Source organism: Mycobacterium sp. NGS61 (assembly GCF_059812325.1).
The window spans coordinates 14,479-39,179 of the sequence record NZ_JCALCL010000018.1 but is presented as its reverse complement, the minus strand read 5'-3'; the positions used below and the strand labels follow the sequence as shown (position 1 = coordinate 39,179).

The window sequence follows — 24,701 nt, the reverse complement described above, 5'->3', positions numbered from 1 at the left end:
GAAATGTCCTACTTGCTTGCCACGATCGACACGCTCGCAGCTGCGGCCACCGACGTAGACGGCATCGCCGCGGCCATCCAGGCGGCCAACGCCGCAGCCGCCGGCCCCACGTCGGGACTGCTCGCCGCGGCCGGTGATGAAGTTTCGGCCGCCGTCAGCGCGCTGTTCAACGCCTACGGCGCCGAATACCAGGCAGTCGTGCGCCAGCTGGGCGCCTTCCAGAGCGAATTCACCCGCACGCTGGCCGCAGCCAGCAATGCCTACGCACAGGCCGAGGCTGCGGCGGTCCAGGCACTGGTCGGCCCCACGACGGGAGCGGCGCTGCCGGCGGCAGCCACCAACGTCGCGCTGATCATGGGCGGCACCAACAATCCGCTGCCCATTCAGGAGTACATCGACGACATCCGCACGAATTGGCTCAGCAGACTTTATTCGGGCGTACCTTCCTTCGGCTTACTCACTCCGCAACAGTTCTGGCCGGTCACCCCCGACATCGGCACCATGACGTACAGCCAGTCGGTCGCCAAAGGTGTCGCCGCGTTGCACAGCGCGATCCAATCGCAGATCGGTTTCGGCAACAGTCCCGTCGTGTTCGGCTATTCGCAGAGCGCGTCGATCATCAACAACGAGATCCTGAACCTCATGGCGAACGGCTCGCCGTACCACGATGAGCTGTCGTTCATCATGGCGGCAGCCGGAAACAACCCGAACGGGGGCCTGCTGGCCCGCTTCCCCGGCTTCTACCTGCCCATCCTGGACGTGCCGTTCAACGGCGCAACGCCGGCCAACAACCCGTACGAGACCCTGATCTACACCGCGCAATACGACGGCGTCGCGCATGCGCCGCAGTACCCGACCAATATCCTGGCCGACGTCAACGCGCTGATGGGCTACTTCTACGTGCACAACCAGTACCCGACGTTGAATCCTCTGGACGCGGTCCAGCTGCCCACCTCGCCCGGCTACGACGGTGCCACCAAGTACTACATGTTCCTGACGCAGGATCTGCCGCTGCTACAACCGATCCGCGACATCCCCTACGCCGGTCCGCCGATCGCCGACATCTTCCAGCCGGCCCTGCGAGTGATGGTCGACCTGGGCTATTCCGACTACGGCTACGCCGACCTGCCGACTCCGGCCGGGTTGATCAACATCCCGAACCCGTTTGCCGTCGCGTACCACCTGGGCCAGAGTCTGTGGATGGGCCCCTACGGCGCGGCGGTGGAGATCGGCGTGGAGGCCGGGTTCTGGGGTCCCGAGCACTTCCCGGACGCCTATCCCTGGGTCCCCTCGACCAACCCCGGCCTGAACTTCTACCTCGGTCCGCAGTTCAGCCAGCCGCCGGTGACGCTGCTGTCGACGGTCGGGGGCGCGCTGGGCAACGTCCTGCACATCATCCCGCCGATCTTCAACTGAGCAGGACGGTCACGGTCCCAGCGGAGCGGTGGTGCGGATCCCCTCGTCGCGAATCAGACCGCGCAGCAGCGCCGTGCTGAACTCGGCGGCGATCTCCTTGGCCGACCGCCGTCCACTCGGCCGCAACCAGCGGTAGCTCCCCAGCGTCATCCCGATATAGCCGAGCGCCAGCACGTGCGAGTCGCACTCGTAGAACTCGCCGCTGGCGACCCCCCGGTCGATCAGGCCGTGCACGTGCTCGTAGACCTGGGCTTCCTTCTCGCGGACCTCGGCCACCTGTTCGCTGGTGAACCACTCGGTGATGTAGGGCTGTTCCTGGAAGTACACCGCGGCCCGCTCCGGGTTGCTGGCGATGCCCATCAGCAGCCGGACGGTGTACTGGTACAGCGCTTCCCGGGCGGTCCAGGTCGGATCGTCGTGCACCGCGGCCAGGGTGCCCTCGGCCGCCTGACGGTAGATGTCGAACAGGATCAGCGACTTGCTGGCGTAATAGTGATAGACGGTCGCCTTGTTCAGGCCGATCACGTCGGCGACGTCGTCCATCCGGGTGCCGTGATAGCCACGGGCGGCGAACAGCTTGGTCGCAACGGCCAGCAACTCTTCGCGGCGTGTCAGGCCAGTTTCGGACGGCATCGGTACTCGCTATTCGTCACTGCCGCCCCGGTCGAACAGCACCCGGCGCGACATTTACCAATCAACTGGTTGGACAGTTTACGGGCGATGCCGCCTGTCGCTGCGACCCGGATGGGACTAGACTCGATTTTCGGACCCAGTCGCGACGAGAGAGGCGAAGGAATGGACCCCACTCCTGACTACGACGGCAGCGACGAGATCGAGTTCTTCTTCAGCTATCTGACCTGGGGTTTGCGCGGGGTGGAGTCCGGCAACGGCTACCCGCCGCCGGCCTACCCGCCCGTCTAGAGCTACAGCGCTTTCAGTTCCTCGGCGACCTCGGTCACCGATTTCTTCGCGTCCCCGAACAGCATCGTGGTGTTGTCACCGAAGAACAGTGGGTTCTCGATGCCGGCGTAACCCGATGACATCGAACGCTTGAGCACGATCACCGAACGGGCCTCGTCCACGTTGAGGATCGGCATCCCGTAGATCGGACTGGACGCGTCGTTGCGCGCCGCCGGGTTGGTGACGTCGTTGGCGCCGATCACGATCGCGACATCCGTCCGGCTGAACTCGCCGTTGACGTCGTCCATCTCCTTCATCGCGTCGTACTCGACGTCGGCTTCGGCCAGCAGGACGTTCATGTGGCCCGGCATCCGGCCGGCCACCGGGTGGATCGCGTACTTCACCTCGACGCCCTTGGCCTCGAGCAGCGACGCCATCTCCTTGACCGCGTGCTGGGCCTGCGCGACCGCGAGCCCGTAACCCGGCACCACGATCACCTGATTGGCGTAGGCCATCTGGATCGCGGCGTCGGCTGCGGAGGTGGACTTCACGGTGCCCTGCTCGCCGCCCGGACCGGCCGCCGCGCCGCCGTCACCGCCGAACGAGCCGAACACGATCGCCGGGATGGATCGGTTCATCGCGACCGCCATCAGGTTGGTCAGGATCGAACCCGAGGCGCCCACGATCATGCCGGCGACGATCATCGCGGTGTTGTTCAGCGCCAGACCCGCAGCAGCCGCCGACAATCCGGTCATCGCGTTGAGCAGCGAGATCACCACCGGCATGTCCGCGCCGCCGATCGGGAACACCACGAACAGCCCCATCACGCCCGCGAAGGCCAACACCAACAGGATCCACCAGACCGGCCGGCCCGGGGTCAGCCCGAGGTAGACCGCAACGCCGACCGCGCCGAACAACAGCACGATGTTGGAGAGCTGGAAGAGCTTGGCCGACGCCACCAGCCGCTTCTCCACGTTCTTGGGGATCGACTCCTGCAGCTTCAAGAACGCCACCAGCGAACCCCAGAACGACACCGACCCGATGATCGCGGCGAACAGTGATCCGACGACCAGCGCGACGGTCGGCGACTGGTCCGGCCGGAAGACCGAGAAACCTTTGGTCTCAATGAATTCCGACCAGGCGATCAAGGCGACAGTGCCGCCGCCGACGCCGTTGAACAGCGCCACCAGCTGCGGCATCGCGGTCATCTTGGTCTTCTTGGCGGGTGGCACACCCAGCACCACGCCGATGGTCAAGCCCGCGGCGATCAGTATCCAGTTGAACGGCGCGGTGTCGCGCACCTTGATCAGCGTCGCGACCACAGCGATGCCCATACCGACCGCGGCGATCCAGTTGCCGCGCACCGCGGTTTTCGGGCCGGTCAGGCCGGACAGGCCGTAGATGAACAACGCGAACGCCGCGATATAGAGGACGTCCACGCCGTAGTTGACGTTCTGCGCGCTCATTTGACGGCTTCCTTGTCGGGCGCGGGCTTGCGCGACTTGAACATGCCCAGCATCCGGTCGGTCACCAGGAAGCCACCGATCACGTTCAGGGTGCCGAAGATCAGCGCGACGAACGCGATCGCCCGCACCCCCCAGCCGGCGTCGGCGGGCAGTTCACCCAGCACCAGCAGCGCACCGAGCACCACGATGCCGTGAATGGCGTTGGTGCCCGACATCAGCGGCGTGTGCAAGGTGTTGGGCACCTTGGAGATGACCGCAAATCCGACGAACCCGGCGAGCACCAGGATCGCCAGGTTGGCCAACAGCTGGTCGTACATCTAGGAGTCCTCCCCGGTGGTTCGGGTCACGCACGAGCCTGCGACGACCTCGTCGTCGAAGTCCGGCGCCAGCTTGCCGTCCTTGATCAGCAGCTCCAACAGCGCGGTGATGTTCTTGCTGAACAGTTCGCTGGCGTGCTCGGGCATGGTGGCCGGCAGGTTCAGCGGCGACGCGATCGTCACGTCGTGCTTGACCACGGTCTGCCCCGGCTCGGTGAGCTCGCAGTTCCCGCCGGTCTCGCCGGCCAGGTCCACCACCACGCTGCCGGGCTTCATCGCCTCAACCGCAGCAGCGGTCACCAGGCGCGGCGCCGGGCGGCCCGGAACCAGCGCGGTGGTGATCACCACGTCGAAACCACTGATCGCCTTCTCCAGCTCTTTCTGCTGCTGGGCGCGTTCTTCGTCGGTGAGTTCGCGGGCGTACCCGCCCTCGCCGGCCGCGTCGATGCCGATGTTGAGCCACTGGGCGCCCACCGAGCGCGCCTGGTCGGCCACCTCGGGACGCACGTCGTACCCGGTGGTCCGGGCGCCCAGCCGCTTGGCTGTGGCCAACGCCTGCAGTCCGGCTACCCCGACGCCTAGCACCAGCACGGTCGCCGGCTTCACGGTGCCCGCCGCGGTGGTCAACATCGGGAAGAATCGGGTGGACTCCGAGGCGGCCAGCAGCACGGCTTTGTAGCCGGCGACGTTGGCCTGCGACGACAGCGCATCCATGGCCTGGGCACGCGAGATGCGCGGGATCGCCTCGAGTGCGAACGCCTGCACCCCGGCCTGCTTGAGGGCACCGATCGCGTTCTCGGCATTACGCGGCGCGAGGAAACCGATCAGGGTCTGCCCGTCCCGCAGCTTGCCGACCTCCTCGGCGGTGGGTGGCGCCACCTTGACCACGATGTCGGCGGCCCAGGCATCGCCGATGCTGGCGCCGGCGTCGGTGTAGAGCTCGTCGGGCAGCAGCGCCCGCTCACCCGCGCCGGATTCGACCACGACGGCTGCGCCGCTTTTCACCAGTCCTGCGACCGCCTTGGGGACCAGCGCGACCCGGCGCTCGTCGACTCCGGACTCGGCGACGACCCCGACCTTCACGAGTCCCGTCTGCGCTTCTGTCATGGCGCGTACATCTACTTCCCTCATAGGTTGGGGTGGACCCCGGATTAGATTGCTCAGACACCCTACGGGACTGTTCGGCCGCCCAAGAAACGCGACTACCAGAGCGGTATTTCGCTGTCGTGCTGGACCGCCGGGCGCGGACCGAAGATTCGCCGCTGCGCTTCGGTGATCGGTACGTCGTTGATGCTCGCTTCGCGCCGCGCCATCAGACCGTCGGCGGTGAACTCCCACAACTCGTTGCCATAGCTGCGAAACCATTGGCCGGTGCGGTCGCGGCATTCGTATTGGAATCGCACGGCGATGCGGTTGTCGTGGAAACTCCACAAGCTCTTGCGCAGCGAATAGTCGAGTTCGCGCTGCCACTTGCGGGTCAGGAATTCCACTATCTGCGCGTGGCCGACGAGGTGCTCGTCGCGGTTTCGCCACTGCGAGTCGGCGGTGTAGGCCAAGCTCACCCGGTCGGGATCGCGGGTGTTCCAGGCATCCTCCGCGGCTTGCACTTTGAGTTGCGCCGTAGCGGCGGTGAACGGCGGAAACGGCGGGCGGGGCTCGGTCATGACCACCATTCTCCCCCGCGAGCAGACGCAGAATCGCACAAATCCTGCCTGCCACATGCGATTCTGCGTCTGCTCGCCAGCGGGAGGTACCCCTACCCCGCGGCGGAGCGGATTGTCATATCGTGGCGGTCATGGACTTCGCGATGTCGGCCAAAGGCAGCGACTACCACAAGAAATTGTCCGACTTCATGACGGAGCACGTGTTTCCGGCCGAGGCCGAATACGACAGGTACCGGCACCAAGCCGGCCCCAATGACCACAGCGTGCCGCCGGTGGTCGAAGACCTCAAGATCAAGGCCCGCGAGCGTGGCCTGTGGAACCTGTTCCTGCCGGCCGAGTCCGGACTGACGAACCTGGAGTACGCGCCGCTGGCCGAGCTGACCGGCTGGAGCCTGGAGATCGCGCCCGAGGCGCTGAACTGCGCGGCGCCGGACACCGGCAACATGGAGACGCTGCACCTGTTCGCCACCGAGCAGCAGCGCAAGGACTGGCTGGAGCCGCTGCTCAACGGTGAGATCCGCAGCGCGTTCTCCATGACCGAGCCGGCGGTGGCCAGCAGCGATGCCCGCAACATCGAGACGTCGATCGTGCGCGACGGCGCCGACTACGTGATCAACGGCCGCAAATGGTGGACGTCGGGTGCGGCAGACCCGCGCTGCAAGATCCTGATCGTGATGGGCCGCACCAATCCGGAGGCCGCCAGCCATCAACAGCAGTCGATGGTCCTGGTCCCGATCGACACCCCCGGGGTGACCGTGGTGCGCTCGACGGGCGTGTTCGGCTGGCAGGACCAGCACGGGCACTGTGAGATCGTCTACGACAACGTGCGGGTGCCCGCCACCAACCTGCTCGGTGAGGAAGGCGCGGGCTTCGCGATCGCCCAGGCCCGGCTGGGTCCGGGCCGCATCCATCACTGCATGCGTGCCCTCGGCGGCGCCGAACGGGCGCTGGCGCTGATGGTGCACCGGGCCAACACCCGGATTGCATTCGGCAAGCCGCTGGCCGACCAGGGACTGGTGCAGCACGCAATCGCCAAGTCCCGCAACGAGATCGACCAGGCGCGCCTGCTGTGCGAGAAGGCGGCCTGGACCATCGACCAGCACGGCAACAAGGCCGCTCATCTGCTGGTCTCACAGATCAAGGCGGTTGCCCCGCAGGTGGCCTGCGACGTCATCGACCGCGCCATCCAGGTGCACGGTGCCGCCGGCGTCTGCGACGACACGCCACTGGCCCGGCTGTACGGCTGGCACCGCGCCATGCGCATCTTCGACGGTCCCGACGAGGTGCACATGCGCACCATCGCGCGCAAAGAGCTCGGCGGGGAACAGTCCGCGCTCGCCGCGGCGGTCACCCGCCATGGCTGACGGCCTGCGAGAATTGCCGGGCGCGTGGAATTTTCGCGACGTCTCCGACACGGTCCCGGCGCTGCGTCCGGGCCGGTTGTTCCGGTCCAGTGAGCTGAGCAGCCTCGACGACGACGGCCGCGCGATACTGCGGCAACTGGGCATCACCGACGTCGCCGACCTGCGCGCGGCCCGGGAGGTGGCCCGGCGAGGTCCGGGACGCGTGCCCGCCGGCGTCGAGGTCCACCTGCTGCCGTTTCCCGACCTCGCCGACGACGATAAGGCAGCCGACGCCGGCACCGACGACGAGGCGCCACACGAGTCGGCATTCAAGCGGTTGATGATCGAGGGCGAATCCGACGAGTCGGACGAGGCCATCGAGGCCAAAGCCGTCCGCTACATGACCGACGAATACCGCCAATTCCCCACCCGCAACGGGGCGCAACGCGCGGTGCACCGGGTTTTCACCCTGCTGGCCTCCGGCCAGCAGGTCCTCACGCACTGCTTCGCCGGCAAGGACCGCACGGGTTTCGTGGTCTCCACCGTCCTGGCGGCGGTCGGGCTGGACCGTGACGTCATCATCACCGACTACCTGCGCAGCAACGACGCCGTCGCCACGCTGCGCGACCGGATCAGCGACATGATCGCGCAGCGCACCGACGTCGAACTGACTCCCGAGGTGCAGACGTTCACCAAAGCCCGGCTCTCCGACGGGGTGCTGGGGGTGCGAGCCGAATACCTCGAGGCGGCATGGCAATCGATCGACGAGTCGCACGGGTCGCTGGACGGTTATCTGCGTGACACGGGAATCACCGAGGACGATGTGGCCCGGCTGCGGAGTGCGCTGCTGGGCTGAGCTCCCTATGAGCTCGGCCAAAGCCCGGACAGCCCGGCGGGATTCGCCCTACCCTCTACGCAGGAGGGAGTCAGCTTGTCTCACGTATTCGCACAACCGCCCGTATTGACTGCAGCCGCAACCGAGTTGGCCGGGATCGGCTCGGCCGTCGGGGATGCCGCCACGCTCGCCGCTGCACCGACCACCGGCATCCTGACCGCCGCGGCGGACGAGGTGTCGGCCGCCATCGCCAACTTCTTCGGTGGCTTCGGGCTCGAATTCCAAACTGTCAGCGCCAATTTCGGCCTGCTCTACGACGGATTCGTGCAGCGGCTCAACGCCACCGTGGCGTACTACACCAACGCCGAGGCGATCAATGTCGCTCAGCTGGTCCAGGGCGCGACGGGTGGGCTCCCCAACCCGCCGACCGGCCCGGCCGTCCCGATCGGGAATGTGGCGATCATCATGGGCGGGACCGGCACGCCGATACCGGGACCCACGTACGTCAATGCCGTCTATGACCTGTTCGTGGCGCCCTTCAACCCGCCTGCCGTCAAGATACCGCTGGCCACACCCGAGCAGCTCTACCCCATCACCGGCGTGCGGTCGCTGCCGCTGGCCACCTCCGTGCAGCAGGGGTTGGAGATTCTCAATGCCTCCGTCTCGGAGCAACTCGCCGCCGGAAACCACGTCACCGTCTTCGGCTACTCCCAGAGCGCCATCATCTCGTCGCTGCTGATGCAGCACTACATCTCGCTGGGTCCGAACATGCCGAACCCGGACCTGATCAACTTCGTCCTCACCGGCAACGAGATGAACCCCAATGGCGGGATCCTGGCCCGCATCCCGGGCTTGAACATCTCCACCATCGGCCTGCCGTTCTACGGCGCCACCCCCGACGGCCCCTATCAGACGACCACCTACACGCTGGAATACGACGGCTTCGCCGACTTTCCGCGCTACCCGCTGAACATCCTGGCCGACATCAACGCGGTGTTCGGCATCCTCACGGTGCACACCACGTACGCGGATCTGACCCAGGCCCAGATAGATTCGGCCATTCTGCTGCCGACCGAGGGTCCGACGAACAACGAGTACTACATCATCCCGCATCCCGATCTGCCGCTGCTGGACCCGGTGCGGGCGATCCCGGTGATCGGCCCGCCGCTGGCGGCCCTGGTGCAACCCGACCTGAAGGTCTTCGTCAACCTCGGGTACGGCGACCCGAACTACGGCTATTCCACCAGCCCGGCCAACGTACCCACCCCGTTCGGACTGTTCCCCAACGTGCCGCCCGGCGTCATCTTCGATGCCCTGGTCGCCGGGACCAACCAGGGCATCAACGACTTTGCCGCCGCGTTGCCGGTTGCGCTCAGCACGCCGCCGGTGATCCCCACCCCCGCGTTCCCGCCGCTGATCCAGGCCTACCTGCCGGACCCGCCGCCGAGGGTGCCGGCGACCCCGGTGAACATCGCCAACACGTTCGCTTCCGTGGTGTCCACCGGCTACTCGGTGCTGCTGCCGACGGCCGACCTGGCCACCGCGTTCGCCACCACCCTGCCGGCCTACGACGCGACCCTGTTCGTGAGCCAACTACTGCAGGGCAACATCAGGGAAGCGATCGAACTTCCACTGGCGGCGACGGCCGGATTGGCGGCGCTGGGCGGCATGATCGAATTCATCGCGGTGGTGGAAGCGGCGGCGGAAATTGCTCAGGACCTGCAGAGTCTCTCCTTCTGAGACCGGCCGGGCGTTGATCTCAATTCGGTTGCGCAGCAACAAATCACCGTAAAACGCCGATGTTTCCGGGTGTTCCCCCTACGCTTGCGCCTGGGTTCAGGGGTCAGCGCAGCCTGACGGTCGGGAAAGGGTGTGGCCTTGTCGTATCTATTCGTTGAGCCGGAAATCGTCACGGTGGCGGCCGCGCAGGTGGCAGAGGTCGGCTCCGCGATCGGCGCCGCCAGCGCCGCCGCGGCTGCGCCCACCTCGAACCTGCTGGCGGCGGCCGCCGACGAGGTGTCCGCGGCCGTCGCGAATTTCTTCGGCGCGTTCGGGCGCGAGTACCAGGACCTCCTCACGCAGCTGACCGGATATCAGAACCAATTCCAGCGGACAATAACCGCAGCGGCGACGGCGTACTCCACCACCGAGGTGGCGTCGGCCGCGGCCCTGCCTTGGGTTCCCAACGACGTGTCGCTGTTCATGAGCGGGACCGGGGTCCCGATCGTCACGTCACAGTTCATCCAGAAGGCCAACGACCTCTATGTCGGCGCCACCGGCCTACTGCGCGGACTCAACACTCCTGAGGAGCTGTATCCGCTGACCGGAGTCAGGAGCCTGTACTTCAACAAGTCAGTCGATCTGGGACTGACCATTCTCGACAACGCCGTCTTCGAGCAGATCCAGCAGGGAAGGACCGTCACTGTTTTCGGGGTTTCGCAGAGCGCGGTCATCTCGTCGTTGTACATGCGGAATCTCGCTGCGGGTCTGACGAGTTTCGGAGCCAACCCGCCGGGGGCGGGGGAACTCAACTTCCTGTTGGCCGGCAACGAGATGAATCCGAATGGCGGTCTGCTGTCCCGCTTCCCGGGCCTGTCGATGACGAGTCTGGGCCTGGACTTCTACGGCTCCACCCCGTCGGACACCATCTACCCGACCAAGATCTACACACTGGAATACGACGGCTTCGCCGATTTCCCCAAGTACCCGCTGAACATCGTCGCCGACCTCAATGCGATCGCCGGCATCATCTATGTCCACCCGACGTATTTGTCGCTGACGCAGGCGCAGGTCGCGAACGCCATTCAATTGACGCCGTCGCCGGGCTATACCGGCAACACCGAGTACTACATCATCCCGACCGAACACCTGCCCCTGCTCCAACCGCTGCGCGCGATACCCGGCATCGGCAATCCGTTGGCCAATCTGCTGGAGCCGACTACGCGGGCGATCGTCAACCTCGGCTATGGCGACCCGGCCTATGGCTACTCCACCAGCCCGCCGGACGTACCAACCCCGTTCGGCCTGTTCCCCGAGGTGGCTCCAAGCACTGTCTTCAACGCGCTGACAGCCGGGGTGCAGCAGGGGGTCACCAATTTCAGCTCCGACGTGCAGGTGCTGCTCAGCCAGCCGCCCGTGGTGCCGACGCTGGACCTGCCCATCCCGACCGCGCTGCCGTCGCCGTCGACCATCGCCAACACGGTGGCGTCGATCATCTCGACCAACTACAGCGTGCTGCTGCCCACCGCCGACATCGGGCTGTCCATGGTGACCTCGCTGCCCGCCTACAACCTGCAACTGTTCACCGAACAACTCGCGCAGGGCAACCTGATCAATGCGATCGGCTATCCGATTGCCGCCGACATCGGATTGGCGACGGTGGCCGGCGGCGTCGAAGTCCTGGTGATCGCCGAGGCGGCGGTGAACACGATCCGCGACATCCAGTCCCTTTTCGCCTGAAAGATCCCGTCGGATATTTAGTCGGCAAAAGCAGTATGCGGTTGACCTGGCCGTTCTAGTCTGACAAGTGCCGAGCTCACTGGTGTCCTCAGCGCCGGGTTATCGAGCTCAGCTCCGCAACGAAATACCCTGGCCGTGAAGGGACTTCGCCGTGTCGCAGCTGACCGTGCAACCGTCATCGATTACCGCCGCCGCCGAGAACCTGGCCGGTATCCGAACCGCTCTGGCAGAAGCCAACGCTGCCGTCGCCGGACCGACCACCAGTCTGCTGGCCGCAGCTGCCGACGAGGTGTCCGAGGCCGCGGCCCAATTGTTCGGTGTGTTCGGGCTGGAGTACCAGCAGATCGTCGGTCAAGCCGCGGCGTACCATGCGGAGTTCAACCGTGCCCTGGCCGCGGCCAGCCTTGCCTACGCGGAAGCCGAGCTGGCCAGTGCGGCAGCGCTGGCGGCACCGTCGCCGATCGAGGCGTTATTCGCCCCGCTGCTCGCACCGTTCCAGTCGCTCTTCGGACCGCCCGCCATTTCGGGCGGAACTCCGGTGACCGCGCCCCAGGTGTTGCCGTCAACCGACGTGGCGCTGATCATGACCGGCAGCGGTACGCCGATACCCACGCTGGCCTACATGGCGAGTGTGCGGCCCTGGATTGCAGCCACGCTCACCCAGGGTCTGTTGATACCGCTCAACACCCCCGAGGGGCTGTATCCGCTGACCGCGATCAAGGATCTGCCCCTCAACATCTCCGTCGACCGTGGCGTCGAGATGCTGCACAACGCGCTCTTCTCCCCCACCGGGCTGATCACCGACAACCAGAGCGTTTCGGTACTGGGTTACTCGCAGAGCGCCGCATTGTCCTCGATCGAGTTGCGCAACCTGGTTGCTTCGAACATCCCCTACGACCCGGCCAACCCGCTGACCTTTACCCTGCTGGGCAACCCGATGGCACCCAACGGGGGCCTGCTCGCCCGCTTCCCGGGCCTGACGCTGCCCGCCCTGGGCCTGGACTTCTTCGGCCCGACACCGTCCAACACCGGCTACCCGGTCAACATGTTCTCGTTGCAGTACGACGGCTACACGCAATTTCCGAGGTACCCGATCAACTTGCTGGCCGACCTGAACGCTTTCCTGGGCATCCAGACGGTGCACGGCGACTACCCGAGCATCATCCAGGCCGACGGGACGCTGGCCCCCGGTTACAGCATGGTGGAGTTGCCGGTGTCGCCCGGCAATGGCACCGACAACTACTATCTGATCACCTACGACGGCCTACCGCTGGTGCAGCCGATCCGCGCGATCCCGGTGATCGGGAATGCGTTGGCAGAGCTGGTCGAACCGAATTTGACCTACCTGGTCAACTGGGGATACGGCGACCCGCGCTACGGCTATTCGACCGGCTACGCCGATGTGCACACGCCGTTCGGGCTGATCCCGCCGATCCCACCGAACTTCATCGGTGACCAGATCGCGCTGGCCAACCAGGGTTGGGGCGCGTTCGTGGGCGAGGTCGGCGCGATGGTTCCGACGTCGCTGCCGGCACTGACGGATCTGCTCCCGACAGGTGGTGGCGGCGGTGACGGTGGCGGGCTGCCGTTCGAATTGCCCTCCCTCGAGGGCATTTCGGTGAACGGCATCTTCGACGCATTGGAAGCGGCGAACACCAATGTCACCACCGCAGTCACCACTTCGGCCGCAGCCGCCTACGCGACGCTGCTGCCCACCGCCGACATCGTCAACTCGCTGTTCACCACCCTGCCTTCCTACAACGTGAATCTGTTCCTGGACGGCATCCAGCAGGCGTTCAATGGTGACCCCGCGGGGTTGATCAACGCGTTCGGTAACCCGATCGCCGCTGACGTCGCGTTGTTGACGCTGGCCGGAGGTTTCCAGCTGATCGTGGTGATGGACGCGCTCACTTCGATCATCGACAATCTGACCGGCGCTCTCATCCCTATCGATGTGATTCCGTAGTCGACGCATTGGTAAAAGTGCTGCGTGGAAATGCGAACGGCTCTACGCTGGCACATGCCGCAGTGCGGCAATGGGGGGCCCTAACAGCTGAAGGATGGGCCGATGTCGTATGTGACCGTGCACCCGGACCTGCTCACTTCGGCAGTCACCAGCCTCGAAGAACTCAGTTCCACGATCGGCGCGGCGAACACGGCAGCAACGTCTCCAACCACCGGTGTGCTGGCCGCGGCCGCCGACGAGGTGTCGGTCGCGTTCACCCGGCTGATGAACGAGTTCGCCGCGGGATACCAGGGCGCCGCGCGGCAGGCCGCAGCGTTTCATGAGCAGTTCGCCGGTCTGGTCGCGGGCAATGGATTGGCTTACGCCCAAACCGAACTCGCCAACGCCGTCGACAACGCACTGGCGCCGGTCCGGTCGCTGATCGCCAACACCGCCGCGGCCCCGGCCGCGGGTGTGTTCACCCTGGTGATGGGCGCCAGTGGATACCCGATTCCCATCGAGGACTACATCCAGGGCATCCCGCCGTCGTATATCGACCCGATCTGGGGCGGGGGGATCAACCTCGGTATCAATACCCCCGAAGGGTTGTATCCGCTCACCGGAATCAAGGACCTCACCTTCGACGTGTCGGCGGCGCGCGGGCTGACCATCCTGGACAACGCGATTCGGGCGGCCTTCGGTGAACTGACCGCCAGCCAGGTCAACGTGTTCGGCTACTCCCAGAGCGCGGTCATCGCCTCGATGGAGATGATCGCGCTCAATCCCGCCAATATCCCGGGCGCGGGCGTCTTCACCGACTTGAACTTCACCCTGGTGGGCAATCCCAGCAACCCGAATGGCGGTCTGCTGGCACGTTTCCCGGGGCTGGCGCTGCCGAGCCTGGGGTTGGACGTGTTCGGCGTCGCGACGCCGGACAACTCGTTCCCGTCGCGCATCTACACGATCGAGTACGACGGATTCGGCGGCTTCCCGCAATACCCGCTCAACGTGGTCTCCGACATCAACGCATTCCTGGGCATCATCGAGCTCCACGGCCGCTACCCGTTCCTTTCCGCGCAGACGTTGGCCAACGCGGTCGAACTGACCAACACCACCCACCCGACGCTGACCGAGTACTACATGATTCCCACTGAGAATCTGCCGATCCTGTCCCCGTTGCGCGCCATCCCGATCATCGGGCACCCGCTCGCCGCGCTGGTCGAGCCGTGCACGGAAGTGATCGTGAACCTCGGCTACGGCAGCACCACCAACGGCTGGTCGCCGGATCCGCCGAACGTGGCCACCGGATTCGGTGTCATCCCGCCGGTACCGCCGGGTGACATCGTCGCCGCTCTGGCCGCCGGGGCCCAGCAAGGTGTCGTCGACTTCGCGCACGAACTGTCGCTGATCGGACCGTCGGACTTCACTTCGCTGCTGCCGACGGTCGATACCGCCGGGCTCAACAGGGTGCTGACGGGCGCACAGTACTCGTTGTCGTCGCCGCAGCATCTGGTCGAGTCCCTGCTCAATGCGAACCTCAAGATCGGTTACGCCACGTCGGCCATCGCTGCGTCGGCCTACTCGACCGTCCTGCCGACCACCGACATCGTGAACGCCGCGCTGACTGCCATCCCCGCCTACAACGTCAGCCTGTTCGGGAACGGAATCCTGCAGGCGCTCAACGGCGACCCCGTCAACGGGCTGATCAACGCGTTCGGCAAACCGGTAGCCGCAACAGTCGGATTGGGAGTGCTGATGGGCGGATTCGAGGTGCGGGTCTTCCAGCACGCGGCCAGCGACATCGTCGCCGAGATCAACGGCCTGTTCGCCTAGGGCTCCAGAACGACCTTGCCGAGCACCCCGCCGTCATCCAGGCTCTGCAGCGCGGCCCGCGCCTCGGACAGCGGATAGCGTTGCGGCGGAGGTGGTTTCAGGCCCAGTGAGACCAATTGGTGTAGACCCGCAGCGAACACCACCGCCGAACCAGGCACCTTGTTCAGGTACTCGCCCCACGCGACACCCAATACCCCGACGTTGCGCAGCAACAGCCGGTTGACGGTGAGCGTGGGAATGCTGCCCGCGGCGAAGCCGATCACCAGGAGCTTGCCGTCAATGGCCAGCACCCGGATTGCGTCGTCAAATGTCTTGCCGCCGATGGGATCCACGACGATGTCCACGCCCTGGCCGTTGGTGTGTTCGAGCACCCGTTCGACCCAGCCGTCGGCCAGGTGCACCACCTGGTCGGCGCCCAGTGCCGCCACATAGGCCATCGCGGCTTCGCGGTGCACCACCCCGATCACCTGGCTGGCACCCATCGCCTTGGCGATCTGCACGGCGGCGGTACCCACGCCGCCGGCCGCGCCGAGTACCAGCACCGTCTGTCCCGGCCGCAGCACCGCGCGCCGGGACAGGGCGAAATACATGGTGTTGTAGTTGACCAACAACGACACCGCTTCGGCGTCGTCGAGTTCGGCCGGGCTGCGGATCACGTGGGACACCGGCACGGCCACCTGCTCGGCGTAACAACCCAGCACACCGAACGCCGAAACCCGTTCGCCCACCCGGAAACCCGAGTCCATCGGCGCCGATCGCACCACCCCGGCCGTTTCCATGCCGGGCACGAACGGCGGCGGCAACTTGAGCTGGTATTTGCCCTTGCTCAGCAGCAGATCAGGAAAGCACACCCCGGCGGCGCGTACCTCGATGACGATGTTGCCACCGCCATCGGGTACGTCGTCGATATCGGTGTAGACGATGCCGGACGGACCGGAAAGCTCTTGTACCACAGAAGCTTTCACGGTTCGTCTTACAGCTTGAAGCCAGCTTTTTGCGCGGCCGACAAGTCGGTGATCTGGCCCCACTGGTCGGCGACGTCCTCCACCGTCGGCGGCTTGTCGAAGTTCACTCCGTCGTTCTGGAACAACGCAACGCGCTGCACCTTGCCGCCACCCACCACGAACACCGACCCGTTGTCCGGGTTCTCCTCGGTGCACAGGTAGGCCACCACCGGCGCGACGAACTCGGGCGTCAGCTTGTCCAGCACTTCCTTGGGCATGATGTCCTCGGTCATGCGGGTGGCCGCGATCGGGGCGACGGCGTTGGAGTGGATGTTGTACTTGGCACCCTCGAGCGCCAGCGTGTTGATCAGACCGACCAGGCCGAGCTTGGCGGCGCCGTAGTTGGTCTGGCCGAAGTTGCCGAACAGCCCGCTGGTGGAGGTGGCCACGACGACCCGGCCGTAGCTCTGCTCCCGGAAATGCGGCCAGGCCGCGCGGATCACGTTGTAGCCGCCGTAGAGGTGCACCTTGAGCACGGCGTCCCAGTTCTCCGACGTCATCTTGTGGAACGTGCCGTCCCGCAGAATCCCGGCGTTGCTCACCACCCCGTGCACGGCGCCGAACTCGTCGATCGCGGTCTTGATGATGTTGGCCGCGCCGTCGGCCTCGGCGACGCTGTCGTAGTTGGCGACCGCACGGCCGCCGCCGTCCCGAATCTCGGCGACGACCTGGTCGGCCATCGCCGAGCCGCCGCCCGTGCCGTCGCGGGCACCGCCGAGGTCGTTGACTACGACGCTGGCGCCCTCCCGGGCGAGAGTGAGGGCGTACTCACGACCCAGTCCTCCGCCGGCTCCGGTAACTACGACGACGCGATCCTGCACTCCGGGCATCAGTTTCCTTTCCGCAACTCTGCAACGCGCTCAATGGACGCCTCAGGCTAGAACAGCTTGCGAGCCAGCTTGAAGGCCCGGTCGGTGTACGGCGGATAGATCATCTTGGAGAAGTCGGGACGGGTCGGCTTGGTCAGCACCGCTTTGCGGTGGCTGAACTCGTCGAAGCCCCATTTGCCGTGGTAGGCACCCATCCCGGAGGCGCCGACGCCGCCGAACGGCAACTTGGCGGTGGATACCTGGAAGGCGAGGTGGTTGATCAGCATGCCGCCCGCGGTGACCTCTTTGATCACCCGTTCGCGGGTTTCCTTGGCCTTGGTGAACAGGTAGGCCGACAGCGGCTTGGGCCGGGCGTTGACGTAGCGGATCGCCTCGTCCAGGGACTTGACGGTGACCACCGGCAGGATCGGCCCGAAGATCTCGTTCTGCATCAACGGACCGTCCGGGTCGGGATCGACGACCACGGTCGGCTGGATACGCAACGTCGATGGGTCGCACTTGCCGCCGACGGCGACGGTCGACTTCCCGTCGGACTGCGCCTCCTCGAGGTAGCCGCTCAACCGGTCGAACTGGCGCTGGTTGACGATGCGCAGACCACTAGGGTTGTCCCCGCTCCGGAACTTGGCGAGCGAGGCCCCGATCTTCTCGACGAGTTCGTCGCGGATGGTGGCATCGGCCAGCACGTAGTCGGGTGCCACGCAGGTCTGCCCGGCGTTCATGATCTTGATCCAGGCGATCCGCTTGGCGGCGACGTCGACGTCAGCGTCGGCCGCCACGATCACCGGGCTCTTGCCGCCGAGTTCCAGCGTGACCGGGGTCAGGTGCTTGGCCGCACCTTCGTAGACCTTGCGGCCGATCTCGGTGCCGCCGGTGAACAGGACGCGGTCCAGGCCCTGCTTGATCAGCTCCTGGGTGGTGGCGCCATCGCCCTCGATGACCGCGACCGCCTCGGTGTCCAGGTACTTCGGTACCAGCTCGGCCATCAGCCGCGACGACGCCGGAGCAATCTCCGACGGTTTGAGGATGACGGCGTTGCCGGCGGCCAGGGCGCCGACGGCGGGACCCAGCGTCAGGTAGAACGGGTAGTTCCAGGCGCCGATGATCAGCACCGTGCCGTACGGCTCGTACTCCACCCAGCCGCGGCCGGGCAGCTGCGGCGCCTCCAGCAGCAGGTACTTGCGGCGCATCCATTTCTTCAGCTTCTTGGCCGCATATTTGGCCTCGCCGGCGGTGGTGGCGATGTCGGCGATGAACGCCTCGACCTGGTTGCGGTCCAGGTCCTCGGCCAGAGCGGCGGCGATGGCGGGTTCGTTCTCCTCGACCAGGTTCGCCAGGGCCAGCAGCTGCTGCTTACGCCACTCGTAACTGCGGGTGCGTCCCGAGGCGAACGTGCTGCGCAGCCGGGCGACCGTACCCGCCACCGCGTCGGTGTCCGGGGTGACGTGCGCCTGCGAGGGGGCGGGTGGGGATTGGGTGGTCATCGTTGTCCTTCCTTCCCCAGGGCCCGCACGCCGTCGGCGCGCGGTCGCTCGTGGGTGATAACCGCGATCCTAGTCACCCGGCGGTAGCCGCAGTAGGACGGCGGTAGGAAAGAAAACGACGAACGCGCAGGCAGCTACCGGCGCTGCGCGGTGACGAAGTCGGAAAAGGCGCTCTTGTCGTCGGCCATCGGCACCTCGGCCACCCAGCGGCCCAGCCGCTCCATCTCGTCGGCGGAGCTCACGCCCACCGCCTGCCAGCCGTTGGCGTTCAGCCAGTCGGCCACCGGCGCGCGATGCTCGTCGCGGTACATCAATTCGCCGACATCGATGGTTTCTTCCAGGCCGATCTCGTCGGCGACCTTCTTGAACCGCTCGCGCATCTGCTGGCGCCGCTCGTCGGCATGCGCGGGCGCGGTCTCGGCCGCGATCCGGCTTCCGGCCGGGCTCAGCTCGCCGACCTGGGTGAACAGCTTGTCCTGCGCCTCGGCGGGCAGGTACATCAGCAGCCCTTCGGCCAGCCACGCCGTGGGAGCCGAGGCGTCGAAGCCGGCCTCGCGCAGGGCCGCCGGCCAGTCCTGGCGCAGGTCGATGGCCACCGCGCGGCGATCGGCCGACGGCGTCACGCCGTTGTCCGCGAGGGTTTCGGACTTGAACTGCAGCACCTGGGGCTGGTCGATCTCGAAGACGGTGGTGCCGGCCGGCCAGTCCAGGCGGTAGGCCCGCGAGTCCAGGCCCGAGGCCAGGATGACGATCTGGCGGATCCCGGCGGCCACGGCGTCGCGGAAGAACGTGTCGAAGAAGTGCGTGCGCACCGCCTGGTAGCCGCGCATGTGGCGGACCATCGCGGCGGCCTCGGGGTCCATCGCTTCGACCTTGGCCGCGACGGCCGGGTCGAGCATGGCCTCCCACAGCACCCCGGCGTTGGCGTTGGTCACCAGCAGTTTGGCGAACGGGTCACGGATCAGCGCGTCGGGTTGCTCGGTTTCGACGGCCCGCGCGGCGGCCACCATCACAGCGGTGGTGCCGACGCTGGTCCTGATGTCCCAGGTGTCGTCGTGGGTGCGCAGTCCGCTCATCGTTGTGCTCCTGTCAGGTGGCCCCACATCAGGGTCGACGTGATGGCGTCGGGGACCAGGTCTTCGGGTACCGGACGGCCCAGCCGGGCCATCTCCTGGTGGTTACCCACGCTGTGCACCTGCCAGCCGTGGTCGGCCAGCCACTGCGCCGGATCCGAACGGTCCGGCTCGTGGTAGGTGAGGTCGCCGATGTTGACGTCCAGACCGAGCCGGTCGCGCATCCGGTCCCAGCGCCGCCGGTTGCCGTCGACGACCATGTTGAACGCCTCGACGGCGATCCGGCTGCCCGGCGCGCTCTGCGCCGTGCACATCTGGAACAGGCGGTCCTGGGCATCGCTGGGCAGGTAGGCCAGCAGTCCCTCGGCCAGCCACGCGGTCGGACGGGTCGGGTCGAATCCGGCCCCGGTGAGCGCGGCCGGCCAGTCGTCACGCAGATCGACCGCGACCGCGTGCCGGGTCGCGGTGGCGGCCACGCCGTGCGCACTCAGAATCTCGGCCTTGTATTCCAGCACCTTGGGCTGGTCGATCTCGTACACCTGCGTTCCCGACGGCCACTGCAGCCGGTACGCGCGCGAGTCCAGTCCGGCGGCGAGGATGACGACCTGGCGGATGCCGGCCTCGGCTGCCGCTGCGCAGTAGGCGTCGAAGTAGCGGGTACGCACGGCCTGGTAGTCGCAGCCGACCCGGTGCAGCCGCTGCCCGTGCTCGTCGCCGTCCAGCCAGGCGATGCTGGGGTCGGCCAATTGCGCCCAGGCGGGGCCGGCAGCGGAGACCAGCAGCTGTGCGAACTCGTCGCGGATCAGCGGATTCGAGCCGGCCGTTTCCACGGCGCGCGAAGCGGCGACCGCTAAGGCAGTGGCACCGACACTTTCGGTGATATTCCAGCTGTCGCCGGCGGTGCGGAGCAGGGGTGAGTGCAGGTCGGTCATGAACCGACATCTTACCTCGTAAGTTAGGCAAACTATACGCTCTGTGTGGCAGTTCACGGCGGGCGAATCAGCGCCGTCAGGACCGCTGCGACCCGGGACTCCACAAGCTGCCCCCGATCAACTGCCGCAACGTACCCAGGATGTTCTCCACCTCCTGGAAGGAGCCCACGAAGCCCGCATAGAACCCGACCCCGCACAACATCAGCAGCAACGCCTCGGCCAACCGGTCGCCGTCGATGCCAGAGGCGAGTTCTCCACATTCCAGGGCTTCGGTGACCGACCGCCGCAGGAAGTCCCGGGTGACGCGCACCGCGTCGTTTTCGACCCGCCGCAGTTCCGGATGCCGCTGGGACTCCAGTACCGCAGTGGCCAGAAACGCCGCGGTTCCCGGGTTCTCCGCGTCCGCTTCCATCGCGACGGTGATGAACGCGGCCAACCGCCCCATCAGCGTCCGTTCCCCCCGCGCCCGGTCGATGCCGGCGGTGACGACGAGTTCGTTGGTGCGGTCGGATACCTCGGTGTACAGCACGCGCTTGCTGGCGAAGTAGTGGTTGATCGCCGGCCGGGTCAGATCGGCGCGCATCGCGATGGCCTGGAACGTCGCCCCGTCGTAGCCGCGTTCGCTGAACACCTGGCGGGCCGCGCGCACGATGCGCTTGCGCGTCTCGTCAGCTTTCGCGGCGGGAGGGCGCCCGGGCCCGCGACTTGCCAGGTGCGGCATCCCTAGAGTGTGCCACCGCTACGGTGCGGCATCAGGGCGTTCGGCGGGATACTGCCGAACTTGCCGGCCTGGTAGTCCTCCAACGCCTGGATCACCTCCGACTTGGAGTTCATCACGAACGGGCCGTAGTGGAAGACCGGTTCCCGGATCGGCTGCCCGCCCAGCAGCAGCACGTCGAGCGGGGTCTCCCGGCCGGCCCGGGCTGCGACGGTGATGCGATCCCCCACCCCGAGTACGGCGAGTTGGCCCTGCTTGACCGGGTGGCCGACCGGACCGACCGACCCTTCGCCGGACAGCGCATAGACCAGCGCGTTGAAGTCGCGGCGCCACGGGATGTTCAGCCGCGCTCCGCTTTCGATCGTCGCGTGGGCCATGGTGATCGGCGTGTGGGTGATCCCGGGCCCGAGATGACCGTCGACTTCGCCGGCGATGACCCGAATCAGCGCGCCACCGTCGTCGGACGCCAGCAGCCTGGTGTCGCCGCCCTCGATGGCCTGGTAGCGCGGCGGGGCGAACTTGTCCCGCTTCGGCAGGTTCACCCACAGCTGGATGCCGTGGAAGAGTCCTCCGCTGCCGACCATCTCGGCCGGCGGGGTCTCGATGTGCAGGACGCCCGACCCGGCCGTCATCCACTGGGTCGCCCCGTCGGTGATCAGGCCACCGCCGCCGTGCGAATCCTGATGGGCGAACGTGCCGTCGATCATGTAGGTGACGGTCTCGAAGCCGCGGTGCGGGTGCCAGTCGGTGCCTCGCGGCTCACCGGGCTGGTAATCCACCTCGCCCAGCTGGTCCATGTGCACGAACGGATCCAGGGCGGCGGCGCTGACCCCGGCGAAGGCGCGGACCACCGGGAAGCCGAGGCCCTCATAGCCTTTCGGACCGGTGGTGACGGATCGGACCGGGCGCTCGGTGTCCGCGGGGCCGGCCGGCGCCACCCTGGTCAAGGTGAGGGTGTCGGCGGTGATAGCTGGCATGGGTACCTCCTCGATAGCAGATACCCGATATAACCGGACCGCAGTCCGTTTATTCCGCCCAGCCGAACGCCTGTTCCCGCACGCCGGAGGAGGTGCAACCCCGGCTGCGAGGCGCAGCGCTACTTGCTCTTCTTGCGCGCCGCGTTGGCGGCGCCCTTTTCGCTGGTCGCCCCACCGTGCGCCAATTCGCCACCCGAACTCTCCAGGTGGGCCCGCACGAACCACTGGAACTTCTCCAGCTGACCGGCCTGCCCGATCAGCAGATCCTGGGTGACGGGGTCCAGGTCATCGGTTTCGTCGATGGCTTTACGGATGTCCTCGATCACGCCGTTGTAGACGAGGTCCAGGGCGGCCAGATGCGCCTGGACGGTGTCGCGGCCCACCGAGTAGTCGTCCCAATCCCGATCCTCGATGATCGCGGTCGGGGTGCCCTTGGGGGACGCGCCCAGGGCCGCAATGCGCTCGGCTACGTCGTCTGCAAACCCCCGCACCGCATCAACCTGCGGATCGATCATCTCGTGCACGCCGATGAAATTGGGACCCACCACATTCCAGTGAATGTGCTTCAGCGTCAGGTGCAGGTCGTTGTAAGTGCTCAGCTGGCGCTGCAGCAACTCGGCGAGCCGCGCACCCTGCTTGTCGGTGAGGCCTGGAATGGTGAACTGCGTCATCGATGTCCCCTCGAAAGTCGCTTTGTGGTCCTTTGGTGTCCTTGCAGCCGGGTACCCGATGGACGATTCCCTAACCCGAATGCCGTTACAGCAAACGGATTTGCTGCACCGGCAGGCGCGGGCCGCGGCGCGGTTCGTACGCCAATCCACTGGCGTACAGCAACTGGACCACCCGATGCCGGTGCGGGCGCATCGGCTCGAGCAGCTCGACCATCTCGGCGTCGTCGATCGGGTGGCCCAGCAACGTCCAGCCGATCATCTTCGACACGTGGTAGTCGCCCACCGACAACGCATCGGCATCACCGAAGGCACGCTGCGCGGTCTCGGCGGCGGTCCATATCCCGACGCCGGGCAGCGTCATCAGCGCGGCCCGCGCCTGGTCCGACGGCAGCTCGACCAGACGTTCCAACGAAGACGCCCGTCGAGCACAACCCACCACCGTCTGCGCCCGCCCGGGATCGACATTGGCCAGGTGAAACTCCCAGGATGGGATGTGTCGCCACGCGTCCGCCGACGGCGGCACCCGCATGCCGTCCGGCGCCGGGCCGGGCGCCGGGGTGCCGAACTTGGTCACCAGCACGCGCCAGGACCGGAAGGCGTCCGCGCCCGGAACCCGCTGTTCGATCACGGCCGGGATCAAGGCTTCCAGCACCTGTCCGGTGCGGCCCAGCCGCAGGTCCGGGACGTTGCGCAGCGCGGCGGCCACGGTCGGATGCCGCGGCACGAAGTCGGTGGCGTCGTCGTCGGCACCCAGCAGCGCCGCAAATCGCTCGGCGAACTCCGCCGCTCCGTCGCCCCACGCTTCGCAACGCGCACTGTCGTGGGCCACCCTGCTGATGCGGGCGGTGACGGGCCCGCTCGGCAGCAAACTGGTGCGCCACACAGCGCCGTCCCCGGGTACACGACAGCACGGATCGCCGCGGCCACGCCGCAGCGGTGCCAACGTATGCCCGAAGCGGGCGGCCCCGGGGAAGGTGACGGTTCGCGTAACACTCATGGCCATGAATCTGCGGTCAATTGACCGCGAACTCCCCGCCGGGACAGGATGACGGGGTGACAACGCCCTTCGACGACCCCCAGGCCGAGCTCGCCTGGATGTTCCTGCAGAGCATGTGCGAAGGCGGCGACGTCGACGAGGGCTTCGCGCTGCTCAGCGATGACTTCACCTACTGGAGCATCGTCACCCGGGTGGAATACGACAAGCGGCAGCTGCGGAAAGCGTTCGAGCGGCGCAGGAAAGTGTTCGAGACCAACATCGATCTGCTGCGCTGCGTCAACGAGGGTGAGACGGTGGTGGTCGAAGGCCAGGTCGACGGCGCCACCGCGGACGGCACTCAATACGAGAGTCCCTTCGTCTGTATCTTCGACACCCGCGACGGGCTCATCGTGTCGGTGCGCGAGTACACCGACACCCAGTCATTGGCGAAGGTGTTCCCCTGACACGCCATCACTCAATACTGATCTCGGCTTTGCTCGGATAGAAAGCCACGTGCCCGGCGATTGCGGCGACCGCGGGGTAGGGCTGTTCGTAGAACCAGATCGCATCCTCGACGGTCTCGCCGGCGGTGGTGGTCACGCTGTAGTAGCCCGCCTCGCCCTTGAACGGGCAGTAGCTGGTGGTGTCGGAGCGGGTCAGCCGGTCCCGCGCCACGTCGGCCAGCGGAATGTATTGCACCAGCGGCAAACTGGCCTCCTGCAGGCTCAGCGCCGCGGTGCTGTCGGCGACGAGTTCACCGTGGACCCGAACCCGGACCCGGCCCTCGGTCGGCTCGATCGTGATGGGGTGCCCGGCGCTGGGTTCTTTGATTTCTGGATGGCTCATAGCCTGTGCAACGCC

24 protein-coding genes are annotated in these 24,701 nt (G+C 66.6%); 9 read left to right on the top strand and 15 right to left on the bottom strand.

Translation table 11 applies throughout. The features are described 5' to 3' along the window. Nucleotides 1–3 precede the first annotated feature (3 nt). On the top strand, nt 4–1,416 hold the full coding sequence (locus AC5Y3Z_RS24215; protein ID WP_473138867.1) for a PE family protein: 1,413 nt from the start codon (nt 4–6) through the stop codon (nt 1,414–1,416). Between the two features lie 9 nt (nt 1,417–1,425). Here AC5Y3Z_RS24215 and AC5Y3Z_RS24210 read toward each other — a convergent pair whose 3' ends face one another. Continuing rightward, nucleotides 1,426–2,049 carry a TetR/AcrR family transcriptional regulator gene (locus tag AC5Y3Z_RS24210; RefSeq protein WP_463827925.1) on the bottom strand — a complete coding sequence of 208 codons (624 nt, stop codon included), beginning with the start codon at nt 2,047–2,049 and terminating at the stop codon, nt 1,426–1,428. A gap of 162 nt (nt 2,050–2,211) precedes the next feature. Between AC5Y3Z_RS24210 and AC5Y3Z_RS24205 the strand changes: the two genes are divergently transcribed. Then, on the top strand, nt 2,212–2,337 hold the full coding sequence (locus AC5Y3Z_RS24205) for a hypothetical protein (RefSeq protein WP_463827924.1): 126 nt from the start codon (nt 2,212–2,214) through the stop codon (nt 2,335–2,337). 2 nt (nt 2,338–2,339) lie between these two features. Here the strand turns inward: AC5Y3Z_RS24205 and AC5Y3Z_RS24200 are convergent, their stop codons facing one another. The 4 genes from AC5Y3Z_RS24200 to AC5Y3Z_RS24185 all read right to left on the bottom strand — a co-directional run bounded on the left by AC5Y3Z_RS24200 (nt 2,340) and on the right by AC5Y3Z_RS24185 (nt 5,763). Next, entirely contained in the window at nt 2,340–3,782 is a 1,443-nt protein-coding gene (locus AC5Y3Z_RS24200) for an NAD(P)(+) transhydrogenase (Re/Si-specific) subunit beta (RefSeq protein ID WP_463827923.1), read from the bottom strand. Then, on the bottom strand, nt 3,779–4,099 hold the full coding sequence (locus tag AC5Y3Z_RS24195) for an NAD(P) transhydrogenase subunit alpha part 2 (RefSeq protein ID WP_463827922.1): 321 nt from the start codon (nt 4,097–4,099) through the stop codon (nt 3,779–3,781). Before AC5Y3Z_RS24195 ends, AC5Y3Z_RS24200 begins: the two co-directional genes overlap by 4 nt. Beyond that, nucleotides 4,100–5,206, bottom strand: a complete 1,107-nt coding sequence (locus AC5Y3Z_RS24190) for a Re/Si-specific NAD(P)(+) transhydrogenase subunit alpha (protein ID WP_473138866.1) — start codon at nt 5,204–5,206, stop codon at nt 4,100–4,102. It lies immediately after the preceding gene. 95 nt (nt 5,207–5,301) lie between these two features. Further along, nucleotides 5,302–5,763 carry a nuclear transport factor 2 family protein gene (locus tag AC5Y3Z_RS24185; protein WP_473138865.1) on the bottom strand — a complete coding sequence of 154 codons (462 nt, stop codon included), beginning with the start codon at nt 5,761–5,763 and terminating at the stop codon, nt 5,302–5,304. 143 nt (nt 5,764–5,906) lie between these two features. Here AC5Y3Z_RS24185 and AC5Y3Z_RS24180 point away from each other — a divergent pair, with 143 nt between their 5' ends. The 6 genes from AC5Y3Z_RS24180 to AC5Y3Z_RS24155 all read left to right on the top strand — a co-directional run bounded on the left by AC5Y3Z_RS24180 (nt 5,907) and on the right by AC5Y3Z_RS24155 (nt 15,178). Continuing rightward, entirely contained in the window at nt 5,907–7,127 is a 1,221-nt protein-coding gene (locus tag AC5Y3Z_RS24180; RefSeq protein ID WP_463828026.1) for an acyl-CoA dehydrogenase family protein, read from the top strand. Next, a complete protein-coding gene (locus AC5Y3Z_RS24175) occupies nt 7,120–7,962 on the top strand; it encodes a tyrosine-protein phosphatase (RefSeq protein WP_473138864.1) in 843 nt (280 codons plus the stop codon). The genes AC5Y3Z_RS24180 and AC5Y3Z_RS24175 overlap by 8 nt, the downstream gene beginning before the upstream one ends. Nucleotides 7,963–8,037: 75 nt before the next feature. Then, the gene (locus AC5Y3Z_RS24170) at nt 8,038–9,681 is read left to right on the top strand and encodes a PE family protein (protein ID WP_473138863.1); all 1,644 of its coding nucleotides are present in this window, start codon (nt 8,038–8,040) and stop codon (nt 9,679–9,681) included. Nucleotides 9,682–9,819: 138 nt separating this feature from the next. After that, the gene (locus AC5Y3Z_RS24165; RefSeq protein WP_473138862.1) at nt 9,820–11,400 is read left to right on the top strand and encodes a PE-PPE domain-containing protein; all 1,581 of its coding nucleotides are present in this window, start codon (nt 9,820–9,822) and stop codon (nt 11,398–11,400) included. 151 nt (nt 11,401–11,551) lie between these two features. Next, nucleotides 11,552–13,366 carry a PE-PPE domain-containing protein gene (locus AC5Y3Z_RS24160; protein ID WP_473138861.1) on the top strand — a complete coding sequence of 605 codons (1,815 nt, stop codon included), beginning with the start codon at nt 11,552–11,554 and terminating at the stop codon, nt 13,364–13,366. Between the two features lie 102 nt (nt 13,367–13,468). Next, nucleotides 13,469–15,178 carry a PE family protein gene (locus AC5Y3Z_RS24155; RefSeq protein ID WP_473138860.1) on the top strand — a complete coding sequence of 570 codons (1,710 nt, stop codon included), beginning with the start codon at nt 13,469–13,471 and terminating at the stop codon, nt 15,176–15,178. On the opposite strand, the gene AC5Y3Z_RS24150 is transcribed toward AC5Y3Z_RS24155, so the two are convergent. The 9 genes from AC5Y3Z_RS24150 to AC5Y3Z_RS24110 all read right to left on the bottom strand — a co-directional run bounded on the left by AC5Y3Z_RS24150 (nt 15,175) and on the right by AC5Y3Z_RS24110 (nt 23,861). Further along, nucleotides 15,175–16,143: an NADPH:quinone oxidoreductase family protein gene (locus AC5Y3Z_RS24150; RefSeq protein ID WP_473138859.1), complete on the bottom strand. Its 969-nt coding sequence runs from the start codon at nt 16,141–16,143 to the stop codon at nt 15,175–15,177. The genes AC5Y3Z_RS24155 and AC5Y3Z_RS24150 overlap by 4 nt on opposite strands. 8 nt (nt 16,144–16,151) lie before the next feature. Continuing rightward, complete coding sequence (locus AC5Y3Z_RS24145; RefSeq protein WP_463827913.1) at nt 16,152–17,012, bottom strand: SDR family NAD(P)-dependent oxidoreductase; 861 nt, start codon at nt 17,010–17,012, stop codon at nt 16,152–16,154. Nucleotides 17,013–17,059: 47 nt separating this feature from the next. Continuing rightward, the gene (locus AC5Y3Z_RS24140; protein ID WP_473138858.1) at nt 17,060–18,493 is read right to left on the bottom strand and encodes an aldehyde dehydrogenase family protein; all 1,434 of its coding nucleotides are present in this window, start codon (nt 18,491–18,493) and stop codon (nt 17,060–17,062) included. A gap of 134 nt (nt 18,494–18,627) precedes the next feature. After that, the gene (locus AC5Y3Z_RS24135) at nt 18,628–19,569 is read right to left on the bottom strand and encodes a class I SAM-dependent methyltransferase (protein WP_463827911.1); all 942 of its coding nucleotides are present in this window, start codon (nt 19,567–19,569) and stop codon (nt 18,628–18,630) included. Next, nucleotides 19,566–20,498 (bottom strand): class I SAM-dependent methyltransferase, encoded by a 933-nt coding sequence (locus tag AC5Y3Z_RS24130; RefSeq protein WP_473138857.1) that lies wholly within the window; start codon nt 20,496–20,498, stop codon nt 19,566–19,568. Before AC5Y3Z_RS24130 ends, AC5Y3Z_RS24135 begins: the two co-directional genes overlap by 4 nt. 76 nt (nt 20,499–20,574) lie before the next feature. Continuing rightward, nucleotides 20,575–21,219, bottom strand: a complete 645-nt coding sequence (locus AC5Y3Z_RS24125) for a TetR/AcrR family transcriptional regulator (protein WP_463827909.1) — start codon at nt 21,217–21,219, stop codon at nt 20,575–20,577. Nucleotides 21,220–21,221: 2 nt separating this feature from the next. After that, the gene (locus AC5Y3Z_RS24120) at nt 21,222–22,193 is read right to left on the bottom strand and encodes a pirin family protein (protein ID WP_473138856.1); all 972 of its coding nucleotides are present in this window, start codon (nt 22,191–22,193) and stop codon (nt 21,222–21,224) included. A 119-nt stretch (nt 22,194–22,312) separates the two neighbouring features. After that, nucleotides 22,313–22,864 carry a DNA starvation/stationary phase protection protein Dps gene (dps, locus tag AC5Y3Z_RS24115; protein WP_463827907.1) on the bottom strand — a complete coding sequence of 184 codons (552 nt, stop codon included), beginning with the start codon at nt 22,862–22,864 and terminating at the stop codon, nt 22,313–22,315. Between the two features lie 85 nt (nt 22,865–22,949). After that, on the bottom strand, nt 22,950–23,861 hold the full coding sequence (locus AC5Y3Z_RS24110) for a DNA-3-methyladenine glycosylase family protein (protein ID WP_473138855.1): 912 nt from the start codon (nt 23,859–23,861) through the stop codon (nt 22,950–22,952). A 98-nt stretch (nt 23,862–23,959) separates the two neighbouring features. Between AC5Y3Z_RS24110 and AC5Y3Z_RS24105 the strand changes: the two genes are divergently transcribed. Further along, entirely contained in the window at nt 23,960–24,304 is a 345-nt protein-coding gene (locus AC5Y3Z_RS24105) for a nuclear transport factor 2 family protein (protein ID WP_463828025.1), read from the top strand. A 7-nt stretch (nt 24,305–24,311) separates the two neighbouring features. Here the strand turns inward: AC5Y3Z_RS24105 and AC5Y3Z_RS24100 are convergent, their stop codons facing one another. Further along, nucleotides 24,312–24,686, bottom strand: a complete 375-nt coding sequence (locus tag AC5Y3Z_RS24100) for a DUF427 domain-containing protein (protein ID WP_463827905.1) — start codon at nt 24,684–24,686, stop codon at nt 24,312–24,314. Nucleotides 24,687–24,701 lie beyond the last annotated feature (15 nt).